Raw genomic sequence first — 22,185 nt, 5'->3', positions numbered from 1 at the left:
GGCGGATCAGGCGTCCGCCTGGCTGATGCGATGGACGGCCTCGACCACGTCGCCCACGGTGCGCACCTGGCGGAATTGCTCGGCGGCGATCTTGTGGCCGGTCTGGCGGCGCAGGTGGTCGATCAGGTCGACGGCGTCGATGCTGTCGATCTCCAGGTCCTCGTAGAGGTTGGCCTCCAGGGTCACCCGCTCGGGCTCCAGTTCGAAGAGTTCGACCAGGGCGCTGCGCAGGGTCTCGAAGATGGCTTCACGGCTTTGCATGGCGATCTCCTCAGGCGGCGCGCTGGGCGGCGACAAAGGCCGCAAGGGCGTTGACGCTGGCGAAATGGGTGCGGGTGTCCTTGGCTTCGGCGTCGATGCGGATGCCGTAGCGCTTCTGGATCGCCAGGCCCAGCTCCAGAGCGTCCACCGAATCCAGACCCAGGCCGTCGCCGAACAGGATCTGGTCGTCGCCGATGTCGTCGACGGTGACGTCCTCGAGGCCGAGTGCCTCGATGATCAGGCCTTTGAGCTCGAGATTGAGATCAGTCATGGTTGCCGGTTTCCTTCAGGTAGAGCTGGTGTAGCTGGTCGTTGAGTTCACGCGACGCCAGCGGCAATGGCCGCCCGGCGAAGGTGGAGGGATCGATGTCGGCGCCGACGTCCAGCTGGAAGTCGAAGCGCCGGGAGGGGATGCGATACCAGGGCGTGGCCTTGGTCAGGGTGCTGGGCACCACCCGGATGATCACCGGGGTGATGCAGCGGGCGCCGCGCAGGGCGATGGCCGCGGCGCCGCGATGGAAGCGCGGCGGCTCGCCGGGGGTGGTGCGAGTGCCTTCGGGAAAGATGATCAGCGTCTGGCCGTCGCGCAGGGCGTCGGCGGCTTCGTCGAGCATCTCGGCGCTGCCGTTGTTGCTGATGTAGCCGGCGGCCTGGATCTGCCGCTTGAGATAGGGGTTCTGCCAGAGGCCCTGCTTGACCACGCAATTGGCGTCGGGCACCAGGCCGATGAGCACCACCACGTCGATCAGCGAGGGGTGGTTGGCGATGATCAGCTGGCCCGGACGCCCCAGGCGCTCGCGGCCCTGGATGCGCAGATTCATCACCCGGGTCAGCACCATGAAGGCGACGAAGAAGCGGAACAACCGGGCATTGGCCCGCCGCGCGCGCTGGCGGCGGCGCAGGGGAGTGCCCGGCAGCGCCAGCAGCAGCGGCAGGATCAGCAGGCGAAAGACCAGGGCGCCGCAGCCGAACACCACGAAGTTGAGCCCCGTGGCCAGCAGGCGGTAGCCGTAGTCCAGGCGGCCGCTCATCCGCGGGTCTCCGCCTGCCAGTGCCAGGCGCGTCCGGCATAGGCGAGGTGCAGGGCGCCAGGCGCTTCCAGCAGGCGCAGCAACTCCAGGGCGTGGGGCCAGGCGCTGGTCGCGGCCTCCGCCGGAGCCGGCGCACCGCTCAGGCCATGGCTGCCGCCCGGGGTCAGCAGCAGGCCCACGGCATAGGGAAAGGGGACGTCGTCGATCTGGGGGGCATAGAGGGTCGGCGGGGCCTCCTCGGCGATCACCACCAGCACGCCGCTGGCGCCTTCGGCGAGCAGGGTGCAGGCCTCCAGTACGGCGTGTTCGAGGCCGTCGCGACCGGTGGCCAGGGCGTTCATCTCGCTGTGGTCGCCGCGCAGGATCGACCACTGGCCGATGATGGCGTTGTGCACCGAGAGGCTGAACTGGGTCGGCGAGAGCGGCTCGCCGCGGGCCAGCTCCTGGAGAATGGCCAGGGTGCGCGGGGTCTCGCCATGGCGCGAGGCGAAGATCAGCGGCAGCGGCTCGCCATGGGCGTCGGCCAGCGGCCAGGCGACCTGGAAGGTCATGCGCGCCAGCCGGCTCAGGCGGCGCCGCTGCATGGCCGGCAGGAAGCTGGCATCGGGCTGGCTGCCGTCGTCCGCCGGACGCCAGGGCGCGGCGCACCACTGCCGCCAGGCGTCCTGGTCGCCAAGACCAGGTGCCCAGGCGCGCCAATCGCTAATCTGGAAGTGCATGTTCACAGCCGAATCTACCCCGGAGCCTTACGTGCTTGCCGTTTCATCTATCCCTGATGAGCAGGGTATTGCAGCGTTCGGCGCGCATTATCCAAGCGGCTCCCACCCTAGGCAAACATTTGTCTGAACTTTGCGAAGAGGTGACAGTCGCGCCGCCAAGCCAGAGACAGGCTAGCGTGGCGGGAGGTAGAGAGCCCCTTTTCAGGGAGTGAAACGCCGCTCCGTGCGACGAGCGGCAGCGCCAACCCCGATTTGCGGGACAGGAATGAAGGTAAAGGCGAAGCTGTCGCTGAAGGTTATCGCGATCATGGCCTTCCCGGCGGCTCCAGAGGAATTTCCTCCTGCCAAAAGCCGCCGCGGCCCGCGATCAGGCCGCCGGCAGCGGCTGCAATCGCGACAGCCGAATCGCCACGGCCAGGGCCGCCAGCAGCAGGGCGCCGATGAACAGGCCGACCCCGGTCCAGCCACCCAGGTGCCAGCAGAAGCCACCCAGAGTCCCGGCCACGCTGGAGCCGGCGTAGTAGCTGAACAGATAGAGCGACGACGCCTGGCCTCGCGCCTGGCGCGCCCGCCGACCCACCCAGCTGCTGGCCACCGAGTGGGCGCCGAAGAAGCCGAAGGTGAACAGCAGCATCCCCGGCAGCACCAGCCACAGCGGGGTGAACAGGGTCAGCAGCAGGCCGCCGAGCTTGAGCACGATGGCCGCGGCGAACACCTGTCGCCGACCGAAGCGATCGGCCAGGCTGCCGAACTTGGCCGAGCTGTAGATACCGGCGAGATAGACCAGCGAGAGGACGCCGATCCAGGCCTGGCTGAGATGATAGGGCTCGGCCAGCAGGCGATAGGCGATGTAGTTGAACAGGGTGACGAAGGCGCCCATCAGCAGGAAGGCCTCCAGGAACAGCCAGGGCAGGCCGGCGTCGCGAAAGTGCAGGGCATAGCCGGCGAGCAGGCTACGCGGTCGCAGCGGTCGTGGCTGGAAGCGCTTCGACGCCGGCAGGCTGCGCTTGAACAGCAGCGCCGCCACCAGTGCCAAAACCCCCAGGGCGCCGAGGGCGATGCGCCAGGAGACGAAGTCCACCAGCACCCCGCTGATCACCCGACCCGACATGCCGCCCAAGGCATTGCCACTGATATAGAGGCCCATGGCATAGCCCAGGTGCTCGGGGTGCACCTCCTCGGCCAGGTAGGTCATGGCCACCGCCGCCACCCCGGCCAGCGACAGCCCGACCAGCGCACGGGTCACCAGGATGCCGTCCCAGGTGGGCATCAGGGCGCTGAGCAGGGTGAAGGCGCCCGCGGCGAACAGCGCATAGACCATCACCGACTTGCGCCCGATTGCATCGGAGATCGGTCCGGTCACCAGCAGGCCGCAGGCCATCAGCCCGGTGGCCAGGGACAGCGACAGACTGCTGGCCGCGGCGGTGAGGCCGAAGGCCTGGGAAAAGATCGGCATCAGCGGCTGCACGCAATAGAGCAGGGCGAAGGTGGCGAAGCCGCCGCAGAACAGTGCCAGGGCGGTGCGCAGGAACTGCGGCGTGCCCTTCTCGATGAAGACGTCCGGTTCGTGGTGGGCTTCGTTGGCGGCGGGCAGGGTGGTCAGGGTGGGGGCGGATGGCGTGGCGGACGACCGGGACGTGTTCACGGGTACCTCAGGACAGGTCTGATCTCACCACCCTAGGCTGGTGGCTGCCATATATCCAATATATTGTCCGTCTCGATTGATAGGTTCTACGACTCAATGGAAGACGTATGGAATTGCGCCACCTGAGGTATTTCGTGGCGGTGGCCGAAGAGCTGCACTTCGGCCGCGCCGCCGAGCGCCTGAACATCTCCCAGCCACCGCTCAGCCAGCAGATCCAGGCCCTGGAAAGCGAACTGGGCACCCGCCTGCTGGAGCGCACCAATCGACGCGTCGCCCTGACCGAGGCCGGCCGGCTGTTTCTCGACGAAGCCCGGCAGATCCTCCTGGCCAGCGAACGCGCCGCCGAACGGGTCCGTCGCGCCGGTCGCGGCGAGACCGGGCAATTGCAGGTGGGCTTCAGCGCCTCCTCGCCCTTCGTCGCCACCATCCCCAAGACGCTGTTCGTCTACCGCCGCGCCTATCCCGAGGTGCGCCTGCAACTGCAGGAGATGAGCAGTCGCGAACAGATCGACGCCATGCTCGCCGGCAACCTGCAGATCGGCCTGATCCGCCCCATCGAATTGCCCGACGCCCTGGTGGCGGTCGAACTCTTCCGCGAACCCCTGGTGGTCGCCCTGCGCCACGACCATCCGCTGGCGCAGCAGGGCAGCGGCCCGCTGCCCCTGGCCGCCCTCGCCGACGAGCCCTTCGTCTACTTCCCGCGCAGCTTCGGCACCGGTCTCTACCAGCAGCTCCACAGCCTCGCCGCCCGCGCTGGCTTCACCCCGCGCATCGTCCAGGAGGCCAGCGAAGTCCTCATCATCCTCGGCCTGGTCGCCGCCGGCCTCGGCGTCACCGTGCTACCCGCCACCTATCAGCGCACCCAGATGGAAGGGCTGGTGTATCGCGAACTGGACGATCCCGAGGCGACCTCGGCGGTGTGGTTGCTCAGGCGCCGGGATGAGGTGTCGCCGCAGGCGGAGGCGTTTGTGGGGTTGTTGATGAGCGCAGCGCAGTAGCGGCCTTGCCCGACCAGGCGCTTTGCTCGCCCTAGTCCGGTGTCGAGTCGACCGGCGTCTTGCGGCGCAGGCGATTGGCGGCACGGGCGTCTTCGCTCGAGGCGAAGAAGTCGAGCTTGACCAGCCGCGACACGATGGCGCCCTCGCTGCGCTGGACCTGTGCGGCGATACGGGCGACATCCAGTTGGGCCTCGTACCAGAGTTGCGCGAGCTCGGTGTCGTCTTCGGCTGTCCACCGGGCGCCCGCCTGGGCGGGTTTGTTGACCGTATCGGCGACCGCATCGGGAGAAGCAGCAGGGATCGGCGGCAGCGGTTGCCAGCCGTCGGCGGCCTGAGAAGCCCACAACCACAGCGAACCGTCGTCGCAAAGGGCGCAAAGCCGGTTGGATGCCGATTCCGCATCGGCAGGCAGTACCTGAATCTGGACGATCTTGCGCACGGCTTGGCCTCCGGTTGCTGGTCAGGAGGTGAGGATAGAGCAGGAAGATTGCAGCGGTTCCTAATGCCTTGTCCAAATTCAGACGCTTGGGTTTGCCCTCACCCTGGCCCTCTCCCTGAGGGAGAGGGGGTGTTTGGGGCGAGTACGGTGCAGGGGGGCGTAGGTTGAGCGCAGCGCAGCCCAACAGGGCCCAGTCCGCTCAGTAATAGCTGCGCATCACCGCGATCCCGGCCTCCAGCACGTCTCGCCATTCCTGGCGCAGCGCTGGAGAGAAGTCCGGGTCGTGCTCGGCCAGGGTAGCGAGCAGGCAGTCGACCCAGAGGTCGTAGAGTTCAGGGCCTATGTCCAGTCGTGCGCGGCAATGGCTTTCGCCGAGTTGACGCAGTTTGGTGGCGGGCATGCCGCGGGCCACCAGTACCAGGTTCATGATGCCGTGGCGCAACAGCAGTTTTTGCGCGGCCATGTCGGTGTGGACGAACTTCTCCCGCACCCGGGGCGAGCTGGCCAGGAAGCGCTGGTAGAAATCATCGAAGAAGGCGGGGCTGGCGCAGCAGCGTCCGTAGCTCAGCATCACGTTCTGGGCCGGCAGCATGCGGATTCCTGGGTCAGCAAGAAACGGCGCAGCCTGCCCGAGCGATGCCGAGGTTGTCTTGATTCCCATCAAGAGGAGGACGCTTCGCGACTCTCTGAAACATTTTGAACCATTTCACAAGGCGGCTTCTCTACCTTAAGCGCAGCGATCGCCGAGAAACCCCTACTCCAGAGGGCCTGGTCCGTCGCGGCGCACCTATTATCCCCCTGGAGAACCCCATGAGTCCGACCCCTCTGCTAATCGGCTTCGTCATCATGTCGCTCGCCTCCCTGGCCATCTATGCCAAGGGCGCCCACCGCGGTCCGCTGCGTGGCCACACCCTGGTCCATGCCGCCGTGCCCTTCATCGCCGCCACGGCCTATCTGGCCATGTACCTGGGGGTCGGCAACCTGATCAAGCCGGACGGCAGCATCACCTATGTCGCCCGCTACCTGGACTGGACCTTCACCACGCCGCTGCTGCTGGCCGGGGTGGTGAGCTCGGCCTACCTAGGTGCCCGCGAGCAGGAAGGCCAGGCCGGTTTCGTGGCCTCCATCGTGACTCTCGACGTGGTGATGATCGTGACCGGTCTGGTCGCCTCTCTGGCGCCCTACGGCACCATCAAGTGGGTGTTCTTCGCCTGGTCCTGCGCGGCCTTCGTCGGGGTGCTCTATCTGCTGTGGAAGCCGCTGGCGACCCTGGCCGGGCAGCATGCCGCCATCGGTGCGGCCTATCGCAAGAACGTCGGCTTTCTCAGTGTGCTCTGGCTGATCTATCCGGTGGTCTTCGCCGTGGGACCCGAGGGTGTCTGGGCGGTGAGTGATGCGGCCACGGTCTGGGTCTTCCTGATTCTCGATGTGCTGGCCAAGGTGGTCTACGCCTTCACCTCGGAGCGCAATCTCAAGACGGCCCTGGCGCGGTCTGGCGTCTGAGCATGACGGCCATCGGGCGCGGCGGATGGCTGTTGCTGCCGGCCGCCGGGCTCGCCAGCCTGGCGGGTGGGGCAGGGCAGCTGGCCTTCGCGCTGCTGGTGGGCCTGGGGCTGGGGCTCCTGCATGGCGCAAGCGATCTACGCCTGGTCGCTTCCGCACGGCGCCTCGCCTTTCTTGGCAGCTACCTGGCGACGGCTCTGGCCTGCCTGCTCTGCTGGCAACTGGCGGGGACGCTGGCGCTGCCGCTGTTCCTGCTGTTGTCGATCTGGCATTTCGCCCATGAAGACGAACTCCTCGCCGATCGGCTCAGTGCTCTGGCGCTGGGACTGTTCATCGTGGGTGGTCCGGCGGTGCTGCACGAGACGGCCGTGGCCCGGCTACTGGCGCTGGCCATGGGGCCGGATGCCGCTCCGGCGTTGGCCGAGTGGCTGGCCAGGCTGCTGGTCCTGGCTGGGACGCTGGCATTGCCGGTGCTGCTGCTGGCCGCCTGGCAGCGCCGCTGTCCCTGGCTGGCGGCCACGCTGCTGGCCGTGGTGCTGGCGCCGCCTCTGGTCGGTTTCGCCCTGGGCTTCTACCTGCTGCATGCCGCACCCCAGACCGGGGTACGCCAGCGGCTGCTGGGGGCGCCTACCTTCACGGCCTATCTGTGGCTGACCTGGCCGATCCTGCTGGGCGCGGTCGTCTTCACCCTGGCCGGTGGCCTGGTCTTCGCGCTGCAGGAGCGCACCGGCATCCGGGCGCTGTTCGCCGTGCTGGCGGCCTTCGCCGTACCCCACATGCTGGTGCTGCCGCGCTTTCTCGCCCCGGGTGCCGAGGCCGCACCGCGCTCAGGGCCGCAGATGGTTGAGCGGTAGCTCGGTGCTGGCCAGGATCTGGTTGAGCACGAAACTCGAGCGCACGCTGGAGACCCCCTCGATGCGCGTCAGGGTACCCAGCAGCAGTTGCTGATAGTGCTCCATGTCGGGCACCACCACCTTGAGCTGATAATCCGCATCCATGCCGGTGACCAGGCAGCACTCCAGCACCTCGGGACACTGGGCGATGATCCCCTGGAAGTTCTCGAAGCGCTCGGGGGTGTGCCTGTCCATGCCGATCAGCACGAAGGCGGTCAGTGACAGCCCGAGTTTCTTGCGATCCAGCAGGGCGACCTGGCGGGTGATGTAGCCACTGTCTTCCAGTTGCTTGACCCGTCGCGAGCAGGGTGAGGGCGACAGGCCGATGCGTTCAGCCAGTTCCTGATTGGAGAGGCGCGCGTCGCGCTGCAGTTCTGCCAAGATTTTCAGATCGAAGCGATCGAGTTTGTCCATTTTGCATGCCTTGCGCTATCCGATTGCGCCCAATGCTAGGTTTATGGCCAGGGATTGCGCAAGAGGTGGGAAAGAAGCTGTACAACGCAACCCGCTGCTGGCAGCAGGGGCGTAAGCTGAACTCAACTTCGATAGCCCGGTAGAGCTGTCCAACGAAGGCGCCCCAGGAGGGCCTTTCGCATCGCCAACGACGGTATCCCGTCCGCCGCGCCCGGGCCCGCCCAGGTCACCATTCCTGGTCGATCGCAGCCACCGTCACGAGCGGTGCGAGAGGACAACGAATTCAAGGGGAGGCCGCAAGGTCTCCCCTTTTCTTTTGGGCGGAAGTTTTGGCGTTGGGCTCACCCTCACCCCGGCCCTCTCCCAGAGGGAGAGGGGGCGTTTGGGGGAGGTTGGGTGGGAAGAGCATCGCGGCCATGGCGGCCGCTGCTTTGGAGGCTATTCGATCGCGGCCATGGGCCGCTCCTACAAAAGTCCATGCTTGTAGGAGCGGCCGCCTCGGCGGACCGCCATGGCCGCGAGCAGACCTTCAGGCTTACGCCTGCCCGGGCGGCTGCTTGTCCACGGTCAGGGGTGCGTCGCTGGCAAGGTATTCCTTTGCTTCCTCTTCGCTGGCCACCGAGGGGGGCGAGCCGCGCAGGGGTTTGCCGGCGGTTTCGCGCACGGTGAGCATGGTCAGGATGCCGATCACGGCCGCGGCCATCAGGTAGTAGGCCGGCACCAGGGGGTCGCCGGTCTTTTCCACCAGCCAGGCAGTGACCAGCGGGGTGGTGCCCCCGAACAGCGATACCGAGATGTTGAAGGCGATGGACAGGGCGCTGTAGCGGATCGGGGTGTAGAACAGCGCCGGCAGGGTGGACGGCATGGTGCTGGTAAAGCAGGCCAGGGCCACGCCCAGGAGCATCAGGCCGAGGAAGATCAGCCAGTCGTGGCCGCTGCCGATCAGTTTGAGGCAGGGAATCGCCAGGACCAGGATCGCCAGGCAGGCGCCGATGATCATCGGCTTGCGGCCCAGGCGGTCGCTGAAGAAGCCGCCGAGGATGTTGAGCGGCATCATCACCACCATGACGATGAGGATCAGCAGCAGCCCCTTGGTCTCGGCGTAGCCCATGGTCACGGCCAGGTAGCTGGGCATGTAGGTCAGCAGCATGTAGTCGGTGACGTTGAACACCAGCACCAGGCCGATGCACTTGAGCAGGGCGACGCGATGCAGGGTGAACAGCTCGCGCAGGCTGTGCGCCGGACCGTCCGCGGCCTTGCCTTCGTTGGCTTCGGTGTGGGCCTTGAACGCCGGGGTCTCTTCCAGCTTGAGGCGCATATAGAGGCCGAGCAGGCCGAGCGGGCCGGCGATAAAGAAGGGCACCCGCCAACCCCAGTCGAGCAGCTGTTCTTGGGTCAGGGCCGCGGTGAGCGCCGTGACCGTTCCCGCGCCGGCGATATAGCCGGCCAGGGTGCCGAATTCCAGCCAGCTGCCCATGCGTCCGCGGGTCTTGTCGGTGGCGTATTCGGCGATGAAGGTCGCTGCGCCGCCGTATTCTCCCCCGGTGGAGAAGCCCTGCACCACGCGCGCCAGCAACAGCAGGGCCGGTGCCCAGATGCCGATGCTCTCGTAGCTGGGAATCAGGCCGATGCTGAAGGTGCCCAGGGCCATCATGATCATGGTCAGGGCCAGCACCTTCTGGCGACCGTACTTGTCGCCCAGGGGGCCAAAGACCATGCCGCCGATCGGGCGGACCAGGAAGGCCACGGTAAAGGTGGCGAAGGTGGCGATCAGCTGGGCGGCGGCATCGCCATCGGGAAAGAAGACCTTGCCCAGGGTCACGGCCAGGTAGCCGTAGACGCCGAAGTCGAACCATTCCATGGCGTTGCCGAGGGCGGCGGCGCCGACGGCGCGCTTGACCAGAGAATTGTCGACGATGGTGAGGTCGTCCGGTTTTACCTCATGGCGGCGCTTGAACCAGCCAACGTGATGATGGTGTTTCGACATGTGTTTTCCTCCTTGCGTGGGGCCATAGACCCGAGCGGACCGCTAGAAGTGCGATGACAGAGGGGCAGAAACTTCCCCGCCGCCTCCAGGGAGCGACCCGGGAATGCCTGCACGGCCTTGGGAGATTTCAGGCCCGGGCCTCCGCTCCGACCTTGCGGCCTCCGGCTTTCCCGGCTCGTCCTCGGCAGTCTGTGGCGGCCAGTCGATGGCAGAGGGGCGCGCGGCTAACGGCCAGGCTGGGGCAGGGTCCAAGCCTTGGGGTACTCTGGATCATCCCCTCGTGGAGCCGTGCGATGAAATCGCCTGCCGTGCTGTGTGCGCTCGTCCTTTTCGGCGTTTCCCTGTGGAACGCCGCGCCCGCCTGGGCCGACAACAACTATCGCCTCGGCGGCGGCTACGTGACCCCGCCAGCCGGGGCCCAGCCGCCGATCGCCCCCGCCGGCAACGCCGGGCGCTGGCAGGGCGGTGGCCAGGGTGACTGGAATGGGGGGCCGCCCGGGCGTGGCGACGGTCCTGGGCGCGGCAATGGTCCGGCGCTGGAGCGCTGGGAGCGCAACGACCCCCCGCCACCGCGGCCGGGCTATCAGCCGGCCTGGCAGGATCGCCCCGTTCCCTTGCCGCGCCCGGGATATATGATGCCGGCGCCCGACCAACCGGGACGGAACTACCCGCCGCCGCCGCCACCGCGTCCGGAGCGGGATCCCCAGTGGGCCGGTCCGCGTCCGGGCTGGGGCACCAATCCCCAGTGGCGTCCGGGCTTCGAGGTGCCGGGCGTGCCGGCCGGCTTCACCCGCGTCTGGTACCGCGACAGCCAGTACTACTATGCCGATGGCTACTGGTATCGACCCCAGGGGCCGCGCTATGTGGTGACCCTGCCACCGACCGGGGTACGGGTCAGCGTCCTGCCGGCCTTCGCCGAGACCCTGTGGATGGGCGGCACCACCTACTACTTCGCCGCGGGCAGCTATTACCGCACCGATCCGGGCGGCGGCTTCGTCACCGTCGCCGATCCCACCGTGGCGGCCGTGCCGGCCACGACGGCAGCGCCTGCCGGAACGGACTACGATGCCTATGACGTCACCGCCTATCCTATGCAGGGGCAGTCGCCGCAGCGCTACGCCACGGATCGCTACGACTGCCGGCGCTACGCCGCCGGGGAGTCGGGCTTCGATCCCGAACGACCCGGCGCGGTCGGCGATCCCTACCTCACCCCGCGCTTCCGCCAGGCGCTGGCGGCCTGCCTGGCGGGGCGTGGCTATCGTGTGGAGTAGCTGTCGGGTGGAGTGGCCATCAGTCGTTGGTCAGCTGCACTAGGGTGAACAGCCCGAAGGGCGGCACGCTGCTGCGACTGGCGCGGCGCAGGTCTTCGCGGGAGAGGATGGAGTCCATGGCGAAGTCCGGGTGCCAACCGAGCTTGCGCGAGGCCGGTGCCAAGGCCTTTTCCGCAAGCAGCCGCAGGCCGCTCTCGGCCTGGAAGTGATTGACCAGCAAGAGGTGACCTCCCGGCTTCACCACCCGGCGCATCTCCTGCATCAGCTTGCGCGGATTGGGCACCACGGAGGCCACGAACATGGCCACGGCGATATCGAAGGAGCCGGTGGGCAGGCCGGTTTCCTCGGCATTGGCTTCGAGCAGGGCGTCCACCGTGGTGATGTCGTCGCGAATGACTCGCTCCCGGGCCTTGGCCAGCATGTCGGGCGAGAGATCGATCCCGGTGACGCGCTTGTCGGCGCCATAGTGGGGCAGGGCCAGCCCCGTCCCGACGCCCACTTCCAGCACCCGGGTACCCGCCAGGGCGTTGACCGCCGCCACCGCACGCTTGCGACCGGGGGCGGAAACGCCGCCGAACACCCGATCATAGACATTGGCCCAGCGCCGGTAGGCGGAAATGATGGCGGCATTGTCCAGCGCGGAGTGCGGTGCGGAAGTGTCGGCGGTATTCAGCGAATAATCGATTTTCTTCGAGTCGTGCATAGCGGCCTTGTCATTGTCGGTAGATGAAAGCAGAGGCGTTACGGCGCCAACTCGGCGCGGCGTCCGAGGGTGAAGAGTTGCGGCCCGTCGATGGAAGCAGGCGCTTCGCTATTTCGTCGTGCGGATTGGAAGTGGCTCTTTCGCTTTTGTATCCAGGGGCTGCAAGCCAGGCGTGACGGCTGCTCCAGATAGGATCTTTACTGTTTTAGAACAATCGCACGGTGTTTGGCTAGTTGTGTCGGGCGTTATCTGGCTTGAATGAGAAGTTGGTAGTTCTAATTGTTTTTGATTGTTCGTTCTTTCAATTTAAATATCAGTTTATTATTTGTTCGTTCAATCAAATCAGTTGTGGGCTGAAAGTCAGGCCGTTTTTACGCTTCTGTGGCGTAGTAGTAAGACCTTGGTGATGGGATAGGGTCAGGCAAGGACGAGAGAAGCAAATCGCAGAGGATATTGCAGGCGTGGAAGAATCAAGCGTGTGGGGCAAAGAGGGCGGATGCCGTTCGTACGGATTGTCCGTGCTGCATCCCCACACCGACTCATCCATGTCCTTGAGTCTCAGCAGGTCTCAAGATCGGGCTTGTCGGCGTGCAGGTTTCTCTCCAGCAAGAATCCTTGCGATTCGAACGCCATTACCTATCGTTAGGCTATGGGCACGAAAGGCTAGGTCCTTATTCCTACGGCTTTTTGTGTTGGCTTGGCTGCCGGTCGCCGAGCTTTGCGCAAGCTGAGAATCTGGTGTGTGGTAGTGGTCCAATCGAGCGTGAGGCCCAGCATGCTGCTAGGCAAAGCGTTTGCCTAAAGCGCAGCAACGTGGCCTGGCAGTTTGAGTATGGGTGTCAGGCATAACACCCGCACGTCAGACCTGGCGTACCTTCTTCAATCAGATTCCCGATCTCTGAGGTAGCGATGCGAGCACGAGGCTTTACCCTGATCGAACTGATGGTCGTCGTGGCGATTGTTGGCATCCTGGCAGCCATTGCCTATCCGACTTATCAGACCTCTGTGCTGCGCTCCAACCGCAGCGAGGGGCAGGCACTGCTCAACGAGGCGGCGGCACGGATGGAGCGCTTCTATGCGCAGAACAATGCCTATCCGGCGAAGGTAAAAGACCTAAACATTGTCAATACAAAGACCAACCCCGGCAGTGACAGAGTGTTCTCCAGCAGCGGGTACTACGAACTGACGATTTTAACCAGCGCTGCTGGTAGTGCTGGCTATAGCAGTGATGGTCCCTATGTGCTGACCGCACTGCCCAAGGGCAGTCAGGAAAAAGATTCCTGTGGCAATCTGATACTTAACGCTCAAGGCGTCAAAAAGGTATCGAGGGGTGATCCCAGTGACTGCTGGCGCTAATCCTCCCGTCCCTGTACCAGGCCGGCATCCCTGTCCTGTTCCACGCGATAGCCGCCGAAGCCCAGGGTGACCCGCTGGGTGGCGTCGGCCTTGCCGGCGTCGCGGGCTTCGTGTTCGACCACCAGGCGGTTGAGGCGGTTGAGCAGGTGCATGGATTCGTCGTAGGCGGTGCGATAGAGGCTGAGCGTGGAATCCTCGGTCAGGTTGTGGCCGTAGACCACGTGAAAGGTGAAGTCCGGCGCGGCGCGGTCCTGCAGGTAGAGGCGCTCGAAGCCGGCCAGCAGGTCGCCGGTGAAATGGGCCAGCAGCCGCCCTGCGCCTTCCTGGCTCTCGGTGCCGCGCAGTAGCGAGCGGGGGGTGAGCACCACCCGGTCTTCCTCGTCCAGGCGGGCATAGCCCTTGCGCAGCCATTCATCCAGCACGGTGCGGGCGCGCACGTCGCTGCCGACGCTGGCGACCAGGGCGTCGAAACTCTGTTCGCCGCCACGGCGCTGAGTGCGGGGGAGGGGGCGCAGATTGCCCTCGGCATCGAGCAGATCCAATCGTGAGGTCCAGGCGCTGAGCACCTGCCATTCCAGGCTTGGCGTGCAGGGCGTACGTTCCGGGCTGGCCTCGCGCAGGGCGCGGACCTCGCGGCGCGGCAGGCCGGTCAGCACCGAGATACGGCTGTCGGAATTGGGCTTGTCGCGCAGCGGTTCGAAATCCTGGGCGACCTCGAAGTAGGTCTGGCGCAGCAGGCGATCGAAGGTCTGGTAGGTCACGCCGGAGGCGATGGCGATACGCACCAGCCGACCGATCAGGCTACGCAGAAGCAAGGGTACCTTGGTGGAAAGCATGGGGGACTCGACACGGCAGACGCCTGCCCATCTTCGCGGCGCCTTGAGCGCCCGTCAAACCGGCCGGTCACAAAGTGTCGCGGACGCCGCTCAGGCTGTCGTCCGCGGGTCAGGGCATGGCTAGCCAGGAGTGCCCGATTCGGTCTCGCCGGCCACGTCCGGATCGTCCGGAAACTCTTCCGGCTCCATGTCCGCATAGGGCAGCTCTTCGGGCGGCGGGGTGTTGCTGGGATTGTCGTAGGTCTTCTGGTTGGCGTCGCTCATGGTGGCTCTCCGGGGTGGGTGTGGAGATATCGAACCCCTCTGGGCGGGGCCGTTCCCGAGCGGCTGTCGACAGTGACCTCGTGTCGGCGGGGTGGCCAGCGCTCGAACGTCGTTAGCGCGATAGCGGTCTATCGGTTGACCGTCTCATCCGAATGACGGCGCCCGAGGAGTCCCGTGATGACCACGCCTACCGCTGTCCACCCGCTGCCGTTCCAGCCCGCCTTCGAACAGGTGCCGGATGATGAAGCCGAAACCGTTCGCGAGATGGTCGCGGCCATGAGAGACATTACCGAGACCACCTACGCCAACGGCGGCCATGCCATCCGCAGCGTGCACGCCAAGAGCCATGGCCTGCTCACGGGTCGAGTGACGGTGCTGGGCGGCTTGCCGCCGGCTTATGCCCAGGGTGCCTTCGCCGTGCCGGGCAGCTATGCAGCGGTGCTGAGATTCTCGACCAATCCGGGCGACATCCTGGCCGACAGCGTTTCCACCCCGCGGGGTCTGGCGCTCAAGCTGATCGACGTGCCGGGCGAGCGCCTGCCCGGTAGCGAAGGCCAGGTGACCCAGGATTTCGTCATGCAGAACGCCCCGGCCTTTACCGCGCCGGATCCCAAGACCTTTCTCAAGACGCTCAAGCTGCTGGCCAGGACCACCGACCGCGGTGAGGGCCTGAAGAAGGTGGCGTCAGCGGTGCTGCGCGGCACCGAGAAGGTGGTGGAAGCCTTTGGCGGCGAAAGTCCGACGCTGAAGAGCCTGGGGGGCCACCCGGAGACCCATCCGCTCGGCGAAACCTTCTACACCATGGTGCCCTTTCTCTACGGCCCCTATTTCGCCAAGCTCAGCGTGGTCCCGGTGGCGCCCGAGCTGACCGCCCTGACCGACGCGCCGGTCGAGGTCAACGGCAAGCCCGACGGCCTGCGCGAGGCGGTCAATGCCCATTTCGCCCGGCACGGCGGCGTCTGGGAGATCCGCGTGCAGCTGGGCGTCGATATCGAGCGGACACCCATCGAGGACGCCTCGGTGGTCTGGCCGGAAGACCTCAGTCCCTATGTGACCGTGGCGCGCCTGGAGGTCCAGCCGCAGCCGGCCTGGAACGAGGCGCGCTCGCGCGAAGTGGACGACGGCATGGTGTTCAGTCCCTGGCATGGCCTGGCTGCGCACCGCCCGCTGGGCGGCATCATGAGATCGCGGCAACCGGCCTACGAGATGTCGTCGCAGTTTCGCAGCGAGCGCAACGGCTGCCCGTTGCACCATCCGCGCGGACCGGTGGAGCTGTAACGCGGCTCAGTTGAGCGTGGCGAGCTCGGCGTCGTCGAGTTCGCGAGCGCGTACCGCCGCCGGGCGGGACACCAGCCCGGCGACATAGCGCTCGAAGTGGGGGCGCTTCTCGATGGTGCCGAAGGCCATGCCCCAGGCGAGATGGGCACCGACATAGACGTCGGCGGCGGTGAAGCGGTCGTCCACCAAGTATTCACCGGGGGCCAGGACGGCGTCGAGGGTGTCGAGCACCTCGGCGAGGCTGCCATAGCCCACCGCGCCGCGCTTCTGCGGATCCTCGGGCAAGACGACGCCCAGCGCCTGGTTGGTGGTGGCCGCCTCCAGCGGACCGGCAGCGAAGAACAGCCAGCGGTAGTAGGCACCGCGCGCCGGATCGCTCAGTGGAGGCGCGAGCCCCGCGGTGGGAAAGGCGTCGGCGAGATAGGCGCAGATGGCGGCGGTCTCGGTCACCACGGCTGCGCCATGGCGCAGCGCCGGCACCTTGCCCATGGGGTTGATGGCGCGATAGGCCGGGGATTTCATCGCCGGCCCGTAGTCGACCCGTTGCACCTCGTAGGGTTGTCCGAGCTCCTCCAGCAGCCAGCGCACGATGCGTCCGCGCGACATGGGGTGGGTATAGAGCACAGGCCGGTCGAACATGGTGAAGCTTCCTTGAGTTGTCGTACCCCTTAGCATAGGTAGGCCCTCATCCAGCGTCCATTCGCAGGAGAGCCGGTACCCTTCTGCTAAACTGGTAAACCTTTACCAGCCGTTTCACAGGACTCCCGTGCCCTCATCCTTCGATTCCCTGCCGCTGGCCGAGGCCATGCAGGCCAATCTGGCCGAACTCGGCTACCTGAGCATGACGCCCATCCAGGCGGCCAGCCTGCCCATCATCCTCAAGGGCCAGGACCTCATCGCCCAGGCCAAGACCGGTTCGGGCAAGACGGCGGCCTTTGGCATCGGCTTGCTGACGGGACTCAATCCGCGCTATTTCGGCTGTCAGGCGCTGGTGCTCTGTCCGACCCGCGAACTGGCGGACCAGGTGGCCCGCGAACTGCGTCGCCTGGCGCGCACCACGCCCAACATGAAGATCCTGACCCTCTGTGGCGGCATGCCGCTGGGGCCGCAGATCGCTTCCCTGGAGCATGGCGCCCAGGTGATCGTCGGCACCCCGGGGCGGGTGCAGGAGCACCTGCGCAAGGGCACTCTGGTGCTGGACGGCCTCAACGTCGCGGTGCTCGACGAAGCCGATCGCATGCTCGACATGGGCTTCATCGACGCCATCGCCGACATCCTCAGCCAGACGCCGGCACGGCGGCAGACGCTGCTGTTCTCGGCGACCTATCCGGAAGGCATCGAGCGCCTGGCCCAGGACTATCTGCGGGCGCCGCTGCGCATCAGCGTCGAGAGTCAGCACAGCGAGACCCAGATCCGCCAGCGCTTCTACGAGATCGCCGCCCAGGATCGCCTGGCCGCCGTGGTGCGCCTGCTCCGGCACCATCGCCCGGCCAGTGCCGTGGCCTTCTGCCAGACCCGCCAGCAGTGCCAGGAGGTGGTCGAGGCGCTGCATGCCCAGCGCATCTCCGCGGCCGCCCTGCATGGCGACCTGGAGCAGCGCGAGCGCGACCAGGTGCTGGCGATGTTCGCCAACCGTAGTCTCTGCGTGCTGGTGGCCACCGACGTGGCGGCCCGCGGCATCGACGTCGCCGGCCTGGAGGCCGTGATCAACGTGGAGCTGTCCCGCGATCCGGCGGTGCACGTGCACCGCATCGGTCGCAGCGGTCGGGCGGGTGAGCAGGGCCTGGCGCTGTCCTTGGTGGCGCCGGCCGAAGCCAGTCGCGCCCAGGCCATCGAGGTGCAGCAGGGCTCGCCGCTGGACTGGCAGCCCCTTGGCGCCCTGCGCGACACCCCGGAGCCGCTGGTACCGGCCATGCACACCCTGGCCCTGGCGGCCGGCAAGAAGGACAAGCTGCGCCCCGGAGACATCCTCGGCGCCCTGACCGGCGACGCCGGCCTGCCCGGCGCCAAGATCGGCAAGATCACCCTGTTCGACAACCAGGCCTATGTCGCCGTGGAAAGAGACATCGCCCGCCAGGCGCTGCAGCGCCTGAGCGAGGGCAAGATCAAGGGGCGGTCGATCAAGGTGCGGATGCTGTAGGGCGGATTTGGCTACGGGCATTGTGGCTCTGACGACCCGCTCCTGACGGTATTTGCCTTATCGCGGCCATGGGCCGCTCCTACAGGTAGCAAACCGATCTGTAGGAGCAGTCGCTACGGCGCACCGGCACGGCCGCGATCAGCGATAGGCCTGTCTCAGGTGTGTGGTAGCGCCGTAGCGTGGAAAACGGCGCAGCCTTTTCCACTGGGGCTTCGTCGCGAGGGGCGCCCTCGCCCCAGCCCTCTCCCAGGGGGAGAGGGGTCTATCCAAGCAGCGCCGTAGCGTGGAAAACGGCGCAGCCTTTTCCACTGGGGCTTCGCCGCGAGGCGCGCCCTCACCCCAACCCTCTCCCAGGGGGAGAGGGGGGCTATCCAAGTAGCGCCGTAGCGTGGAAAACGGCGCAGCCTTTTCCACTGGGGCTTCGTCTCGAGGGGCGCCCTCACCCCAGCCCTCTCCCAGGGGGAGAGGGGGCTATCCAAGCAGCGCCGTAGCGTGGAAAACGGCGCAGCCTTTTCCACTGGGGCTTCGTCGCGAGGCGCGCCCTCGCCCCAGCCCTCTCCCAGGGGGAGAGGGGGTCGCTCGAGTGCCTTGACGTACCTCGGGCTGTCGGGCTTCGACGATGGAGTCGTCCCGACCCCACCTGCCTCAGCCCTCGATCCCCATCCGCCGTCTGGCGCGATGCGAGGAGCCGTTGCGCACGGCCCAGCGCAGCACCGGGGCGGTGGCGCCTATGCCCGTGCGAATCAGCTGCCGTTGCAGCGGACCCTGGTGGAAACCCAGCTCCGCGCTAGCCCAGTCGGGCAAGAGGTCGATGCCGGCCCGCATCATCAAGGCGCCGAAGGGCTTGGCCAGGGCGCTGGGCGCGGGCGCCTGCAACAGCACTCGGCAGACCTCGCGGCTGCGTTCGTCGCACACCAGCTGCGGGCGGATCGCCTGGTAGTAGGCGGCTATCTCCGCCCGGGAGCGGGGCACGTCGGTCGCGCCCAGGCGTTCGGCGACCAGAGCGATTTCGGCGTAGTAGCGATCCTGTTCGGTGCCCGGCAGTCGGGGATCGAAATAGCGCAGATAGGCCGCCAGGAAGTGACTGACCTCGGCCACATGGACCCAGGTCAGCAGCGCCGGGTCTTCGGCGCTGTAGGGGCGGCCGTCGGCGGCCTGGCCCCGGATATGCCGGTGGATGGCCTTGACCCGGGCGATCAGTCGCTCGGCATCGCCGCGGCTGCCAAAGGTGGTGGCGGCGATGAACTGACCGGTACGCCGCAGGCGGCCGAGCATGTCTTCGCGAAATTTCGAATGGTCCCAGACCCCGGCCAGGGCCAGCGGGTGCAGGGTCTGCATGAGCAGGGCGGCGATGCCACCGATCAGCATGCAGGTGAAGTCGCTGTGCACCCGCCAGGGCACGCTGCCAGGCCCGAACAACCCAGGGTCGCCCGGTGGTTGCTCGTAGTCGACCTCGCCCAGGGCCAGTCCGGTAAGGCTCATCACCTGTTGCTCGATACGGCTGCGGATCCGCTCCATGGACTAGCGCGGCAGCAGGTAGAGCGCCGCGTACTGCAGCAGCATGATGGTCTTGCCATCCAGCAGCCTGCCGTCGCGGGCCATGGCCAGGGCCTCGTCGAAGGGCAGTTCCAGCAGCTCGATGTCCTCGCCTTCCTCGTGCAGTCCACCGCCGTCGGCGATGCGTTGGTCGGCGCGGTATTCACCGGCGAAGAAGTGCAACAACTCGGTCACCGAGCCGGGACTCATGAAGGCGTCGAACAGGTGCTGGACGTTGTCCAGGCGATAGCCGGTCTCTTCCTCGACCTCGGCCTTGATGCGCGCTTCGGGGGCGGCCGCGTCGAGCAGGCCGGCGGGGGTCTCCACCAGCAGGCCGTCGTCCAGGCCGTTGCCCAGGGTCGGCAGGCGGAACTGGCGGATCAGCAGCACGGTGCGCCGCTCGCGGTCGTACAGCAGGATGGTGGCGCCGTTGCCGCGGTCGTAGGTCTCGCGGGTCTGGCGTTGCCAGCTGCCGTCGCGGCGCAGGTAGTCGAAGGTGGTCTTCTTCAGCAGGCCCCAGTCGGCGGAAAGGGTCTCGACCTGCTGGATGCGAATGCGGGAGGTGTCGGGCATGGGGGCTCGTCTGGACAGGAGGCGTCGGGCCACGGTAGCAGAAGCGCTGCCTTTCTGAGGCATGCCCCGTGACCCCGGGTTCCGCCCAGCCGCGAGAAGGGCTGGCCCCGACGTCTAGAACCAGCGGTCGTTCTTCTTGCGACCCCGGGTCATGGACGGCAGGATCAGACCGGCCAGCAGGCCGGCGCCGGCGATGCTGCCGCCATAGACCATGTACTGCATCAGCGCCTGCTTGTTCTCGTTGCCGAGCTTGGCCTGGGTGCTGCGCAGTTCGGACTGGGCCTGGGTGAGCTGGGCGTCGAGGTCCTTGCGGCGGCTCTCCAGTTCGTCGATCTGCTTCTTGCGCGAATCCAGGGTCTCCTGCATGCCCTGGACGCGATTCTTCCAGCTGTCGTCGATGGTCTTGAGCTGGCCGCTCAATTCGGCCACCTGCTGTTCCAGCTGTGGCAGGCGCTCGGCCTGGCCGGGCTTGGCCTGCAGGTCGGCATTGGGGATCCAGACGGTGCTGCCACCTTCGCCGCGCACCTGGCTGTAGTCGCCCTGGGTGCTGATCAGCTCGACCTTCTGCCCGGACTTGAGGGTGCCGACGATGCGATAGCCATCGGTGGGACCACTGCGGACATAGGTGGTCAGGCTGTCGCTGACCCAGCGGGCAGTGCCTTCCTGGGCCACGGCGGTGCCGGCCAGGGAAGCGAGGGAGGCAGCCAGGCAGAGGCCGAGATGCGGTAGGCGGGACAGCAGGCGAGATGGGGACATGGGCATGATCGGGTCTGTATGCATGAGCTGAAAAGATGAAGGCCGTGATGAACAAGCCGGATTATTGTGGGGCAGTACCCTAGCAAGCCGCCGCGATCTATCCGCCAACCCGTAGCGCCCTCTGTTCGAGACGGTGAAGCAGTTCAAGCTTTGGCGGCGGAAAGCGACGGCCAGTGTCATCTTGCCGCCATGGGGTAGGCGGTAAAAGCGGCAAAGCCGTTCAGGATCTTGCAGCGGCGGTTCAGAGCCGATGGAGCAGATCCAGACTCAGGGCCGCGAGCGCGCCCAGGCCGGCGCAGCCAAAGGCCAGCGCCTTGCCCCACCAGCGTTTCCAGGCGATCGCGCCGGCCACCATGCCTACCCCGCAGAGCAACAGGCCGGACTTGAGATAGAAGTCGGACCAGGCGAGCAGCTGATCGATGAAGTCGAAGAGGTCTTGGAATTCCTGCGGCATGGGGGCTCCTGGCGCGCTGGCGCTATTGAGTCGCCGGGGCCGCGGTCGTTCCCTGGCAGTCCGCCGCCAGCAATCGTTCCGCCGAACCCTGGTCGCCCGGCTGGCTGCCCGCGCGACCGGCCAGCAACAGGAACTGGCGGCTGGCGTCCCGGCTCGGCAAGGCCACCACCGCCAGTGACAGCCGTGGATCCGGCAGCGGATAGGGCGGCCGGTTGGCCAGGGCCTGGAAGAAATCCACGGCCAGCAACTGGGTTTCGCTTAGCCGCCGCGCCTGATAAAGACTGCCCGCCAGCGCCTTTGGCAGCGCGTGCCAGTGTTCGTCCAGAGCGGGCGCCAGCTGCCAGAGCTGCGCGCGTACTTCGGGCCGCAGACAGGCCAGGTGCACATGCAGCTGATCCTGGCTACGCCCGCTGGGGGCATTGAGGGCCAGGGCGATCCGCTCGTCCGCCACCGGCGCCCGGCCCCAGGCGCTCAGGTACCAGCGCTGGCGCCAGGCCAGACCGAACCAGTTGGGTTGGCCGGGCTGCCACAGCGCCGGACTTTCCAGCCCGCGCAGAGGCCGCAGCGGGACCAGAATGAAATGCTGTCGCTCACCCGGCGCGCGCAGCATGGCGAAGCCGGGATCCGCCACCACCTGGCGACAGGGCGCCGCCAGACCGGTGAGCCGGGCATTGGGCACGCAGAGCCCGGTCGTGACCTGGCGCAGCAGGTCGCGGCTGGCACAGCCCGTCAGCGCCATGCCCAGCATCAGCAGCGGCAACAGGCGCCGCCACGACGAGCGGACGCGGCTCGGCAGCGAACAACTGCGCGCGCGGCGCTTCCAATGGCTATCAGGGCAACGCACTGGGAGATCAGTCATGGCCAATGGTTGGGCCGGAGACGGCGCGGTTCAGGAACAGATCGACAGCACGGTGGACGATGCGGTGCAGCGCGCCCGCAGCCGTCTGCATCGGGGCGCGAGCCTCACCCATTGCGAGGAATGCGGCGACGCCATCCCCGAAGCACGCCGCCAAGTGGTACCGGGCGTGCGCCTGTGCATCCGCTGCCAATCCGAGCAGGACGCCGAAGACCAACGCGCCGGCGGCTACAACCGGCGGGCGAGCAAGGACAGTCAGTTGCGCTAGGGCC

26 protein-coding genes are annotated in these 22,185 nt (G+C 66.8%); 8 read left to right on the top strand and 18 right to left on the bottom strand.

The genetic code is table 11. The features are described from left to right. Nucleotides 1-6 precede the first annotated feature (6 nt). The 5 genes from QKY98_RS01685 to QKY98_RS01665 form a co-directional block, all read right to left on the bottom strand. Nucleotides 7-261: an acyl carrier protein gene (locus QKY98_RS01685; RefSeq protein WP_027599969.1), complete on the bottom strand. Its 255-nt coding sequence runs from the start codon at nt 259-261 to the stop codon at nt 7-9. Nucleotides 262-271: 10 nt separating this feature from the next. Next, the gene (locus QKY98_RS01680) at nt 272-532 is read right to left on the bottom strand and encodes a phosphopantetheine-binding protein (protein WP_027599970.1); all 261 of its coding nucleotides are present in this window, start codon (nt 530-532) and stop codon (nt 272-274) included. Next, the gene (locus tag QKY98_RS01675; protein WP_284670245.1) at nt 525-1,292 is read right to left on the bottom strand and encodes a lysophospholipid acyltransferase family protein; all 768 of its coding nucleotides are present in this window, start codon (nt 1,290-1,292) and stop codon (nt 525-527) included. The genes QKY98_RS01680 and QKY98_RS01675 overlap by 8 nt, the downstream gene beginning before the upstream one ends. Continuing rightward, on the bottom strand, nt 1,289-2,011 hold the full coding sequence (locus tag QKY98_RS01670) for a beta-ketoacyl synthase chain length factor (protein WP_284670244.1): 723 nt from the start codon (nt 2,009-2,011) through the stop codon (nt 1,289-1,291). Before QKY98_RS01670 ends, QKY98_RS01675 begins: the two co-directional genes overlap by 4 nt. A 367-nt stretch (nt 2,012-2,378) precedes the next feature. Next, nucleotides 2,379-3,614, bottom strand: coding sequence for an MFS transporter (locus QKY98_RS01665; protein ID WP_186354114.1), 1,236 nt, complete (start codon nt 3,612-3,614; stop codon nt 2,379-2,381). A 149-nt stretch (nt 3,615-3,763) separates the two neighbouring features. Between QKY98_RS01665 and QKY98_RS01660 the strand changes: the two genes are divergently transcribed. Then, nucleotides 3,764-4,654: a LysR substrate-binding domain-containing protein gene (locus QKY98_RS01660; RefSeq protein WP_284670243.1), complete on the top strand. Its 891-nt coding sequence runs from the start codon at nt 3,764-3,766 to the stop codon at nt 4,652-4,654. Nucleotides 4,655-4,685: 31 nt separating this feature from the next. Here QKY98_RS01660 and QKY98_RS01655 read toward each other — a convergent pair whose 3' ends face one another. Together QKY98_RS01655 and QKY98_RS01650 are read right to left on the bottom strand one after the other, a co-directional pair. Beyond that, nucleotides 4,686-5,093 carry a hypothetical protein gene (locus QKY98_RS01655; RefSeq protein ID WP_284670242.1) on the bottom strand — a complete coding sequence of 136 codons (408 nt, stop codon included), beginning with the start codon at nt 5,091-5,093 and terminating at the stop codon, nt 4,686-4,688. Between the two features lie 199 nt (nt 5,094-5,292). Further along, the gene (locus tag QKY98_RS01650) at nt 5,293-5,685 is read right to left on the bottom strand and encodes a globin domain-containing protein (protein WP_058792927.1); all 393 of its coding nucleotides are present in this window, start codon (nt 5,683-5,685) and stop codon (nt 5,293-5,295) included. 218 nt (nt 5,686-5,903) lie between these two features. Between QKY98_RS01650 and QKY98_RS01645 the strand changes: the two genes are divergently transcribed. Continuing rightward, complete coding sequence (locus tag QKY98_RS01645; protein WP_027599977.1) at nt 5,904-6,596, top strand: bacteriorhodopsin; 693 nt, start codon at nt 5,904-5,906, stop codon at nt 6,594-6,596. 2 nt (nt 6,597-6,598) lie between these two features. Further along, on the top strand, nt 6,599-7,450 hold the full coding sequence (locus QKY98_RS01640; protein ID WP_284670241.1) for a Brp/Blh family beta-carotene 15,15'-dioxygenase: 852 nt from the start codon (nt 6,599-6,601) through the stop codon (nt 7,448-7,450). On the opposite strand, the gene QKY98_RS01635 is transcribed toward QKY98_RS01640, so the two are convergent. Next, nucleotides 7,424-7,903, bottom strand: coding sequence for an Lrp/AsnC family transcriptional regulator (locus tag QKY98_RS01635; RefSeq protein WP_007161040.1), 480 nt, complete (start codon nt 7,901-7,903; stop codon nt 7,424-7,426). The genes QKY98_RS01640 and QKY98_RS01635 overlap by 27 nt on opposite strands. A gap of 535 nt (nt 7,904-8,438) precedes the next feature. Beyond that, nucleotides 8,439-9,890 (bottom strand): glycine betaine/L-proline transporter ProP, encoded by a 1,452-nt coding sequence (gene proP / locus QKY98_RS01630; RefSeq protein WP_027599979.1) that lies wholly within the window; start codon nt 9,888-9,890, stop codon nt 8,439-8,441. A gap of 293 nt (nt 9,891-10,183) precedes the next feature. Between proP and QKY98_RS01625 the strand changes: the two genes are divergently transcribed. Beyond that, nucleotides 10,184-11,161, top strand: coding sequence for a DUF6515 family protein (locus tag QKY98_RS01625; RefSeq protein WP_108583004.1), 978 nt, complete (start codon nt 10,184-10,186; stop codon nt 11,159-11,161). Nucleotides 11,162-11,180: 19 nt separating this feature from the next. On the opposite strand, the gene QKY98_RS01620 is transcribed toward QKY98_RS01625, so the two are convergent. Then, nucleotides 11,181-11,864 carry a class I SAM-dependent methyltransferase gene (locus QKY98_RS01620; RefSeq protein WP_007161037.1) on the bottom strand — a complete coding sequence of 228 codons (684 nt, stop codon included), beginning with the start codon at nt 11,862-11,864 and terminating at the stop codon, nt 11,181-11,183. Nucleotides 11,865-12,773: 909 nt separating this feature from the next. On the opposite strand from QKY98_RS01620, the gene QKY98_RS01615 reads away from it, so the two are divergent. After that, nucleotides 12,774-13,220, top strand: a complete 447-nt coding sequence (locus QKY98_RS01615; protein ID WP_284670240.1) for a type IV pilin protein — start codon at nt 12,774-12,776, stop codon at nt 13,218-13,220. Here the strand turns inward: QKY98_RS01615 and QKY98_RS01610 are convergent. Both QKY98_RS01610 and QKY98_RS01605 read right to left on the bottom strand, forming a co-directional pair. Next, entirely contained in the window at nt 13,217-14,056 is an 840-nt protein-coding gene (locus QKY98_RS01610) for a DUF6502 family protein (RefSeq protein WP_007161030.1), read from the bottom strand. The two genes, QKY98_RS01615 and QKY98_RS01610, sit on opposite strands and share 4 nt — an antisense overlap. Before the next feature lie 120 nt (nt 14,057-14,176). Then, nucleotides 14,177-14,320, bottom strand: a complete 144-nt coding sequence (locus QKY98_RS01605) for a hypothetical protein (RefSeq protein ID WP_169742430.1) — start codon at nt 14,318-14,320, stop codon at nt 14,177-14,179. Nucleotides 14,321-14,497: 177 nt separating this feature from the next. On the opposite strand from QKY98_RS01605, the gene QKY98_RS01600 reads away from it, so the two are divergent. Then, a complete protein-coding gene (locus tag QKY98_RS01600) occupies nt 14,498-15,598 on the top strand; it encodes a catalase family protein (protein ID WP_284670239.1) in 1,101 nt (366 codons plus the stop codon). 6 nt (nt 15,599-15,604) lie between these two features. Here QKY98_RS01600 and QKY98_RS01595 read toward each other — a convergent pair whose 3' ends face one another. Next, nucleotides 15,605-16,237, bottom strand: coding sequence for a glutathione S-transferase family protein (locus tag QKY98_RS01595; protein WP_284670238.1), 633 nt, complete (start codon nt 16,235-16,237; stop codon nt 15,605-15,607). Nucleotides 16,238-16,364: 127 nt separating this feature from the next. Between QKY98_RS01595 and dbpA the strand changes: the two genes are divergently transcribed. Then, the gene (gene dbpA, locus QKY98_RS01590) at nt 16,365-17,738 is read left to right on the top strand and encodes an ATP-dependent RNA helicase DbpA (RefSeq protein WP_007161026.1); all 1,374 of its coding nucleotides are present in this window, start codon (nt 16,365-16,367) and stop codon (nt 17,736-17,738) included. 645 nt (nt 17,739-18,383) lie between these two features. Here the strand turns inward: dbpA and QKY98_RS01585 are convergent. The 5 genes from QKY98_RS01585 to QKY98_RS01565 form a co-directional block, all read right to left on the bottom strand. Continuing rightward, nucleotides 18,384-19,256 (bottom strand): oxygenase MpaB family protein, encoded by an 873-nt coding sequence (locus tag QKY98_RS01585; RefSeq protein ID WP_077171464.1) that lies wholly within the window; start codon nt 19,254-19,256, stop codon nt 18,384-18,386. A gap of 3 nt (nt 19,257-19,259) precedes the next feature. Further along, nucleotides 19,260-19,847, bottom strand: coding sequence for an NUDIX domain-containing protein (locus QKY98_RS01580; protein ID WP_027599990.1), 588 nt, complete (start codon nt 19,845-19,847; stop codon nt 19,260-19,262). 114 nt (nt 19,848-19,961) lie between these two features. Next, a complete protein-coding gene (locus QKY98_RS01575) occupies nt 19,962-20,609 on the bottom strand; it encodes a TIGR04211 family SH3 domain-containing protein (protein WP_133863252.1) in 648 nt (215 codons plus the stop codon). A 235-nt stretch (nt 20,610-20,844) separates the two neighbouring features. Then, nucleotides 20,845-21,057, bottom strand: coding sequence for a hypothetical protein (locus QKY98_RS01570; RefSeq protein WP_007161022.1), 213 nt, complete (start codon nt 21,055-21,057; stop codon nt 20,845-20,847). Nucleotides 21,058-21,079: 22 nt separating this feature from the next. After that, a complete protein-coding gene (locus tag QKY98_RS01565) occupies nt 21,080-21,916 on the bottom strand; it encodes a CDP-diacylglycerol diphosphatase (RefSeq protein ID WP_284670237.1) in 837 nt (278 codons plus the stop codon). Here QKY98_RS01565 and QKY98_RS01560 point away from each other — a divergent pair. Further along, nucleotides 21,915-22,181: a DksA/TraR family C4-type zinc finger protein gene (locus QKY98_RS01560; RefSeq protein WP_027599993.1), complete on the top strand. Its 267-nt coding sequence runs from the start codon at nt 21,915-21,917 to the stop codon at nt 22,179-22,181. The two genes, QKY98_RS01565 and QKY98_RS01560, sit on opposite strands and share 2 nt — an antisense overlap. Nucleotides 22,182-22,185: the final 4 nt, after the last annotated feature.

The sequence above is a fragment of the Pseudomonas sp. HR1 genome (assembly GCF_030175875.1).
Taxonomy (GTDB): Bacteria; Pseudomonadota; Gammaproteobacteria; order Pseudomonadales; family Pseudomonadaceae; genus Chryseomonas; species Chryseomonas oryzihabitans.
Note: the sequence above shows the minus strand (reverse complement) of the source record. Positions and strands in the feature narration are given on the sequence as shown.

Coding starts and splice junctions, on each gene's coding strand:
- QKY98_RS01685 (WP_027599969.1), bottom strand. CDS start 261: ATGCAAAGCCGTGAAGCCATCTTCGAGACCCTGCGCAGCGCCCTGGTC.
- QKY98_RS01680 (WP_027599970.1), bottom strand. CDS start 532: ATGACTGATCTCAATCTCGAGCTCAAAGGCCTGATCATCGAGGCACTC.
- QKY98_RS01675 (WP_284670245.1), bottom strand. CDS start 1,292: ATGAGCGGCCGCCTGGACTACGGCTACCGCCTGCTGGCCACGGGGCTC.
- QKY98_RS01670 (WP_284670244.1), bottom strand. CDS start 2,011: ATGCACTTCCAGATTAGCGATTGGCGCGCCTGGGCACCTGGTCTTGGC.
- QKY98_RS01660 (WP_284670243.1), top strand. CDS start 3,764: ATGGAATTGCGCCACCTGAGGTATTTCGTGGCGGTGGCCGAAGAGCTG.
- QKY98_RS01650 (WP_058792927.1), bottom strand. CDS start 5,685: ATGCTGCCGGCCCAGAACGTGATGCTGAGCTACGGACGCTGCTGCGCC.
- QKY98_RS01645 (WP_027599977.1), top strand. CDS start 5,904: ATGAGTCCGACCCCTCTGCTAATCGGCTTCGTCATCATGTCGCTCGCC.
- QKY98_RS01640 (WP_284670241.1), top strand. CDS start 6,599: ATGACGGCCATCGGGCGCGGCGGATGGCTGTTGCTGCCGGCCGCCGGG.
- QKY98_RS01635 (WP_007161040.1), bottom strand. CDS start 7,903: ATGGACAAACTCGATCGCTTCGATCTGAAAATCTTGGCAGAACTGCAG.
- proP (WP_027599979.1), bottom strand. CDS start 9,890: ATGTCGAAACACCATCATCACGTTGGCTGGTTCAAGCGCCGCCATGAG.
- QKY98_RS01625 (WP_108583004.1), top strand. CDS start 10,184: ATGAAATCGCCTGCCGTGCTGTGTGCGCTCGTCCTTTTCGGCGTTTCC.
- QKY98_RS01620 (WP_007161037.1), bottom strand. CDS start 11,864: ATGCACGACTCGAAGAAAATCGATTATTCGCTGAATACCGCCGACACT.
- QKY98_RS01615 (WP_284670240.1), top strand. CDS start 12,774: ATGCGAGCACGAGGCTTTACCCTGATCGAACTGATGGTCGTCGTGGCG.
- QKY98_RS01610 (WP_007161030.1), bottom strand. CDS start 14,056: ATGCTTTCCACCAAGGTACCCTTGCTTCTGCGTAGCCTGATCGGTCGG.
- QKY98_RS01605 (WP_169742430.1), bottom strand. CDS start 14,320: ATGAGCGACGCCAACCAGAAGACCTACGACAATCCCAGCAACACCCCG.
- QKY98_RS01600 (WP_284670239.1), top strand. CDS start 14,498: ATGACCACGCCTACCGCTGTCCACCCGCTGCCGTTCCAGCCCGCCTTC.
- QKY98_RS01595 (WP_284670238.1), bottom strand. CDS start 16,237: ATGTTCGACCGGCCTGTGCTCTATACCCACCCCATGTCGCGCGGACGC.
- QKY98_RS01585 (WP_077171464.1), bottom strand. CDS start 19,256: ATGGAGCGGATCCGCAGCCGTATCGAGCAACAGGTGATGAGCCTTACC.
- QKY98_RS01580 (WP_027599990.1), bottom strand. CDS start 19,847: ATGCCCGACACCTCCCGCATTCGCATCCAGCAGGTCGAGACCCTTTCC.
- QKY98_RS01575 (WP_133863252.1), bottom strand. CDS start 20,609: ATGCCCATGTCCCCATCTCGCCTGCTGTCCCGCCTACCGCATCTCGGC.
- QKY98_RS01570 (WP_007161022.1), bottom strand. CDS start 21,057: ATGCCGCAGGAATTCCAAGACCTCTTCGACTTCATCGATCAGCTGCTC.
- QKY98_RS01560 (WP_027599993.1), top strand. CDS start 21,915: ATGGCCAATGGTTGGGCCGGAGACGGCGCGGTTCAGGAACAGATCGAC.
- QKY98_RS01565 (WP_284670237.1), bottom strand. CDS start 21,916: ATGACTGATCTCCCAGTGCGTTGCCCTGATAGCCATTGGAAGCGCCGC.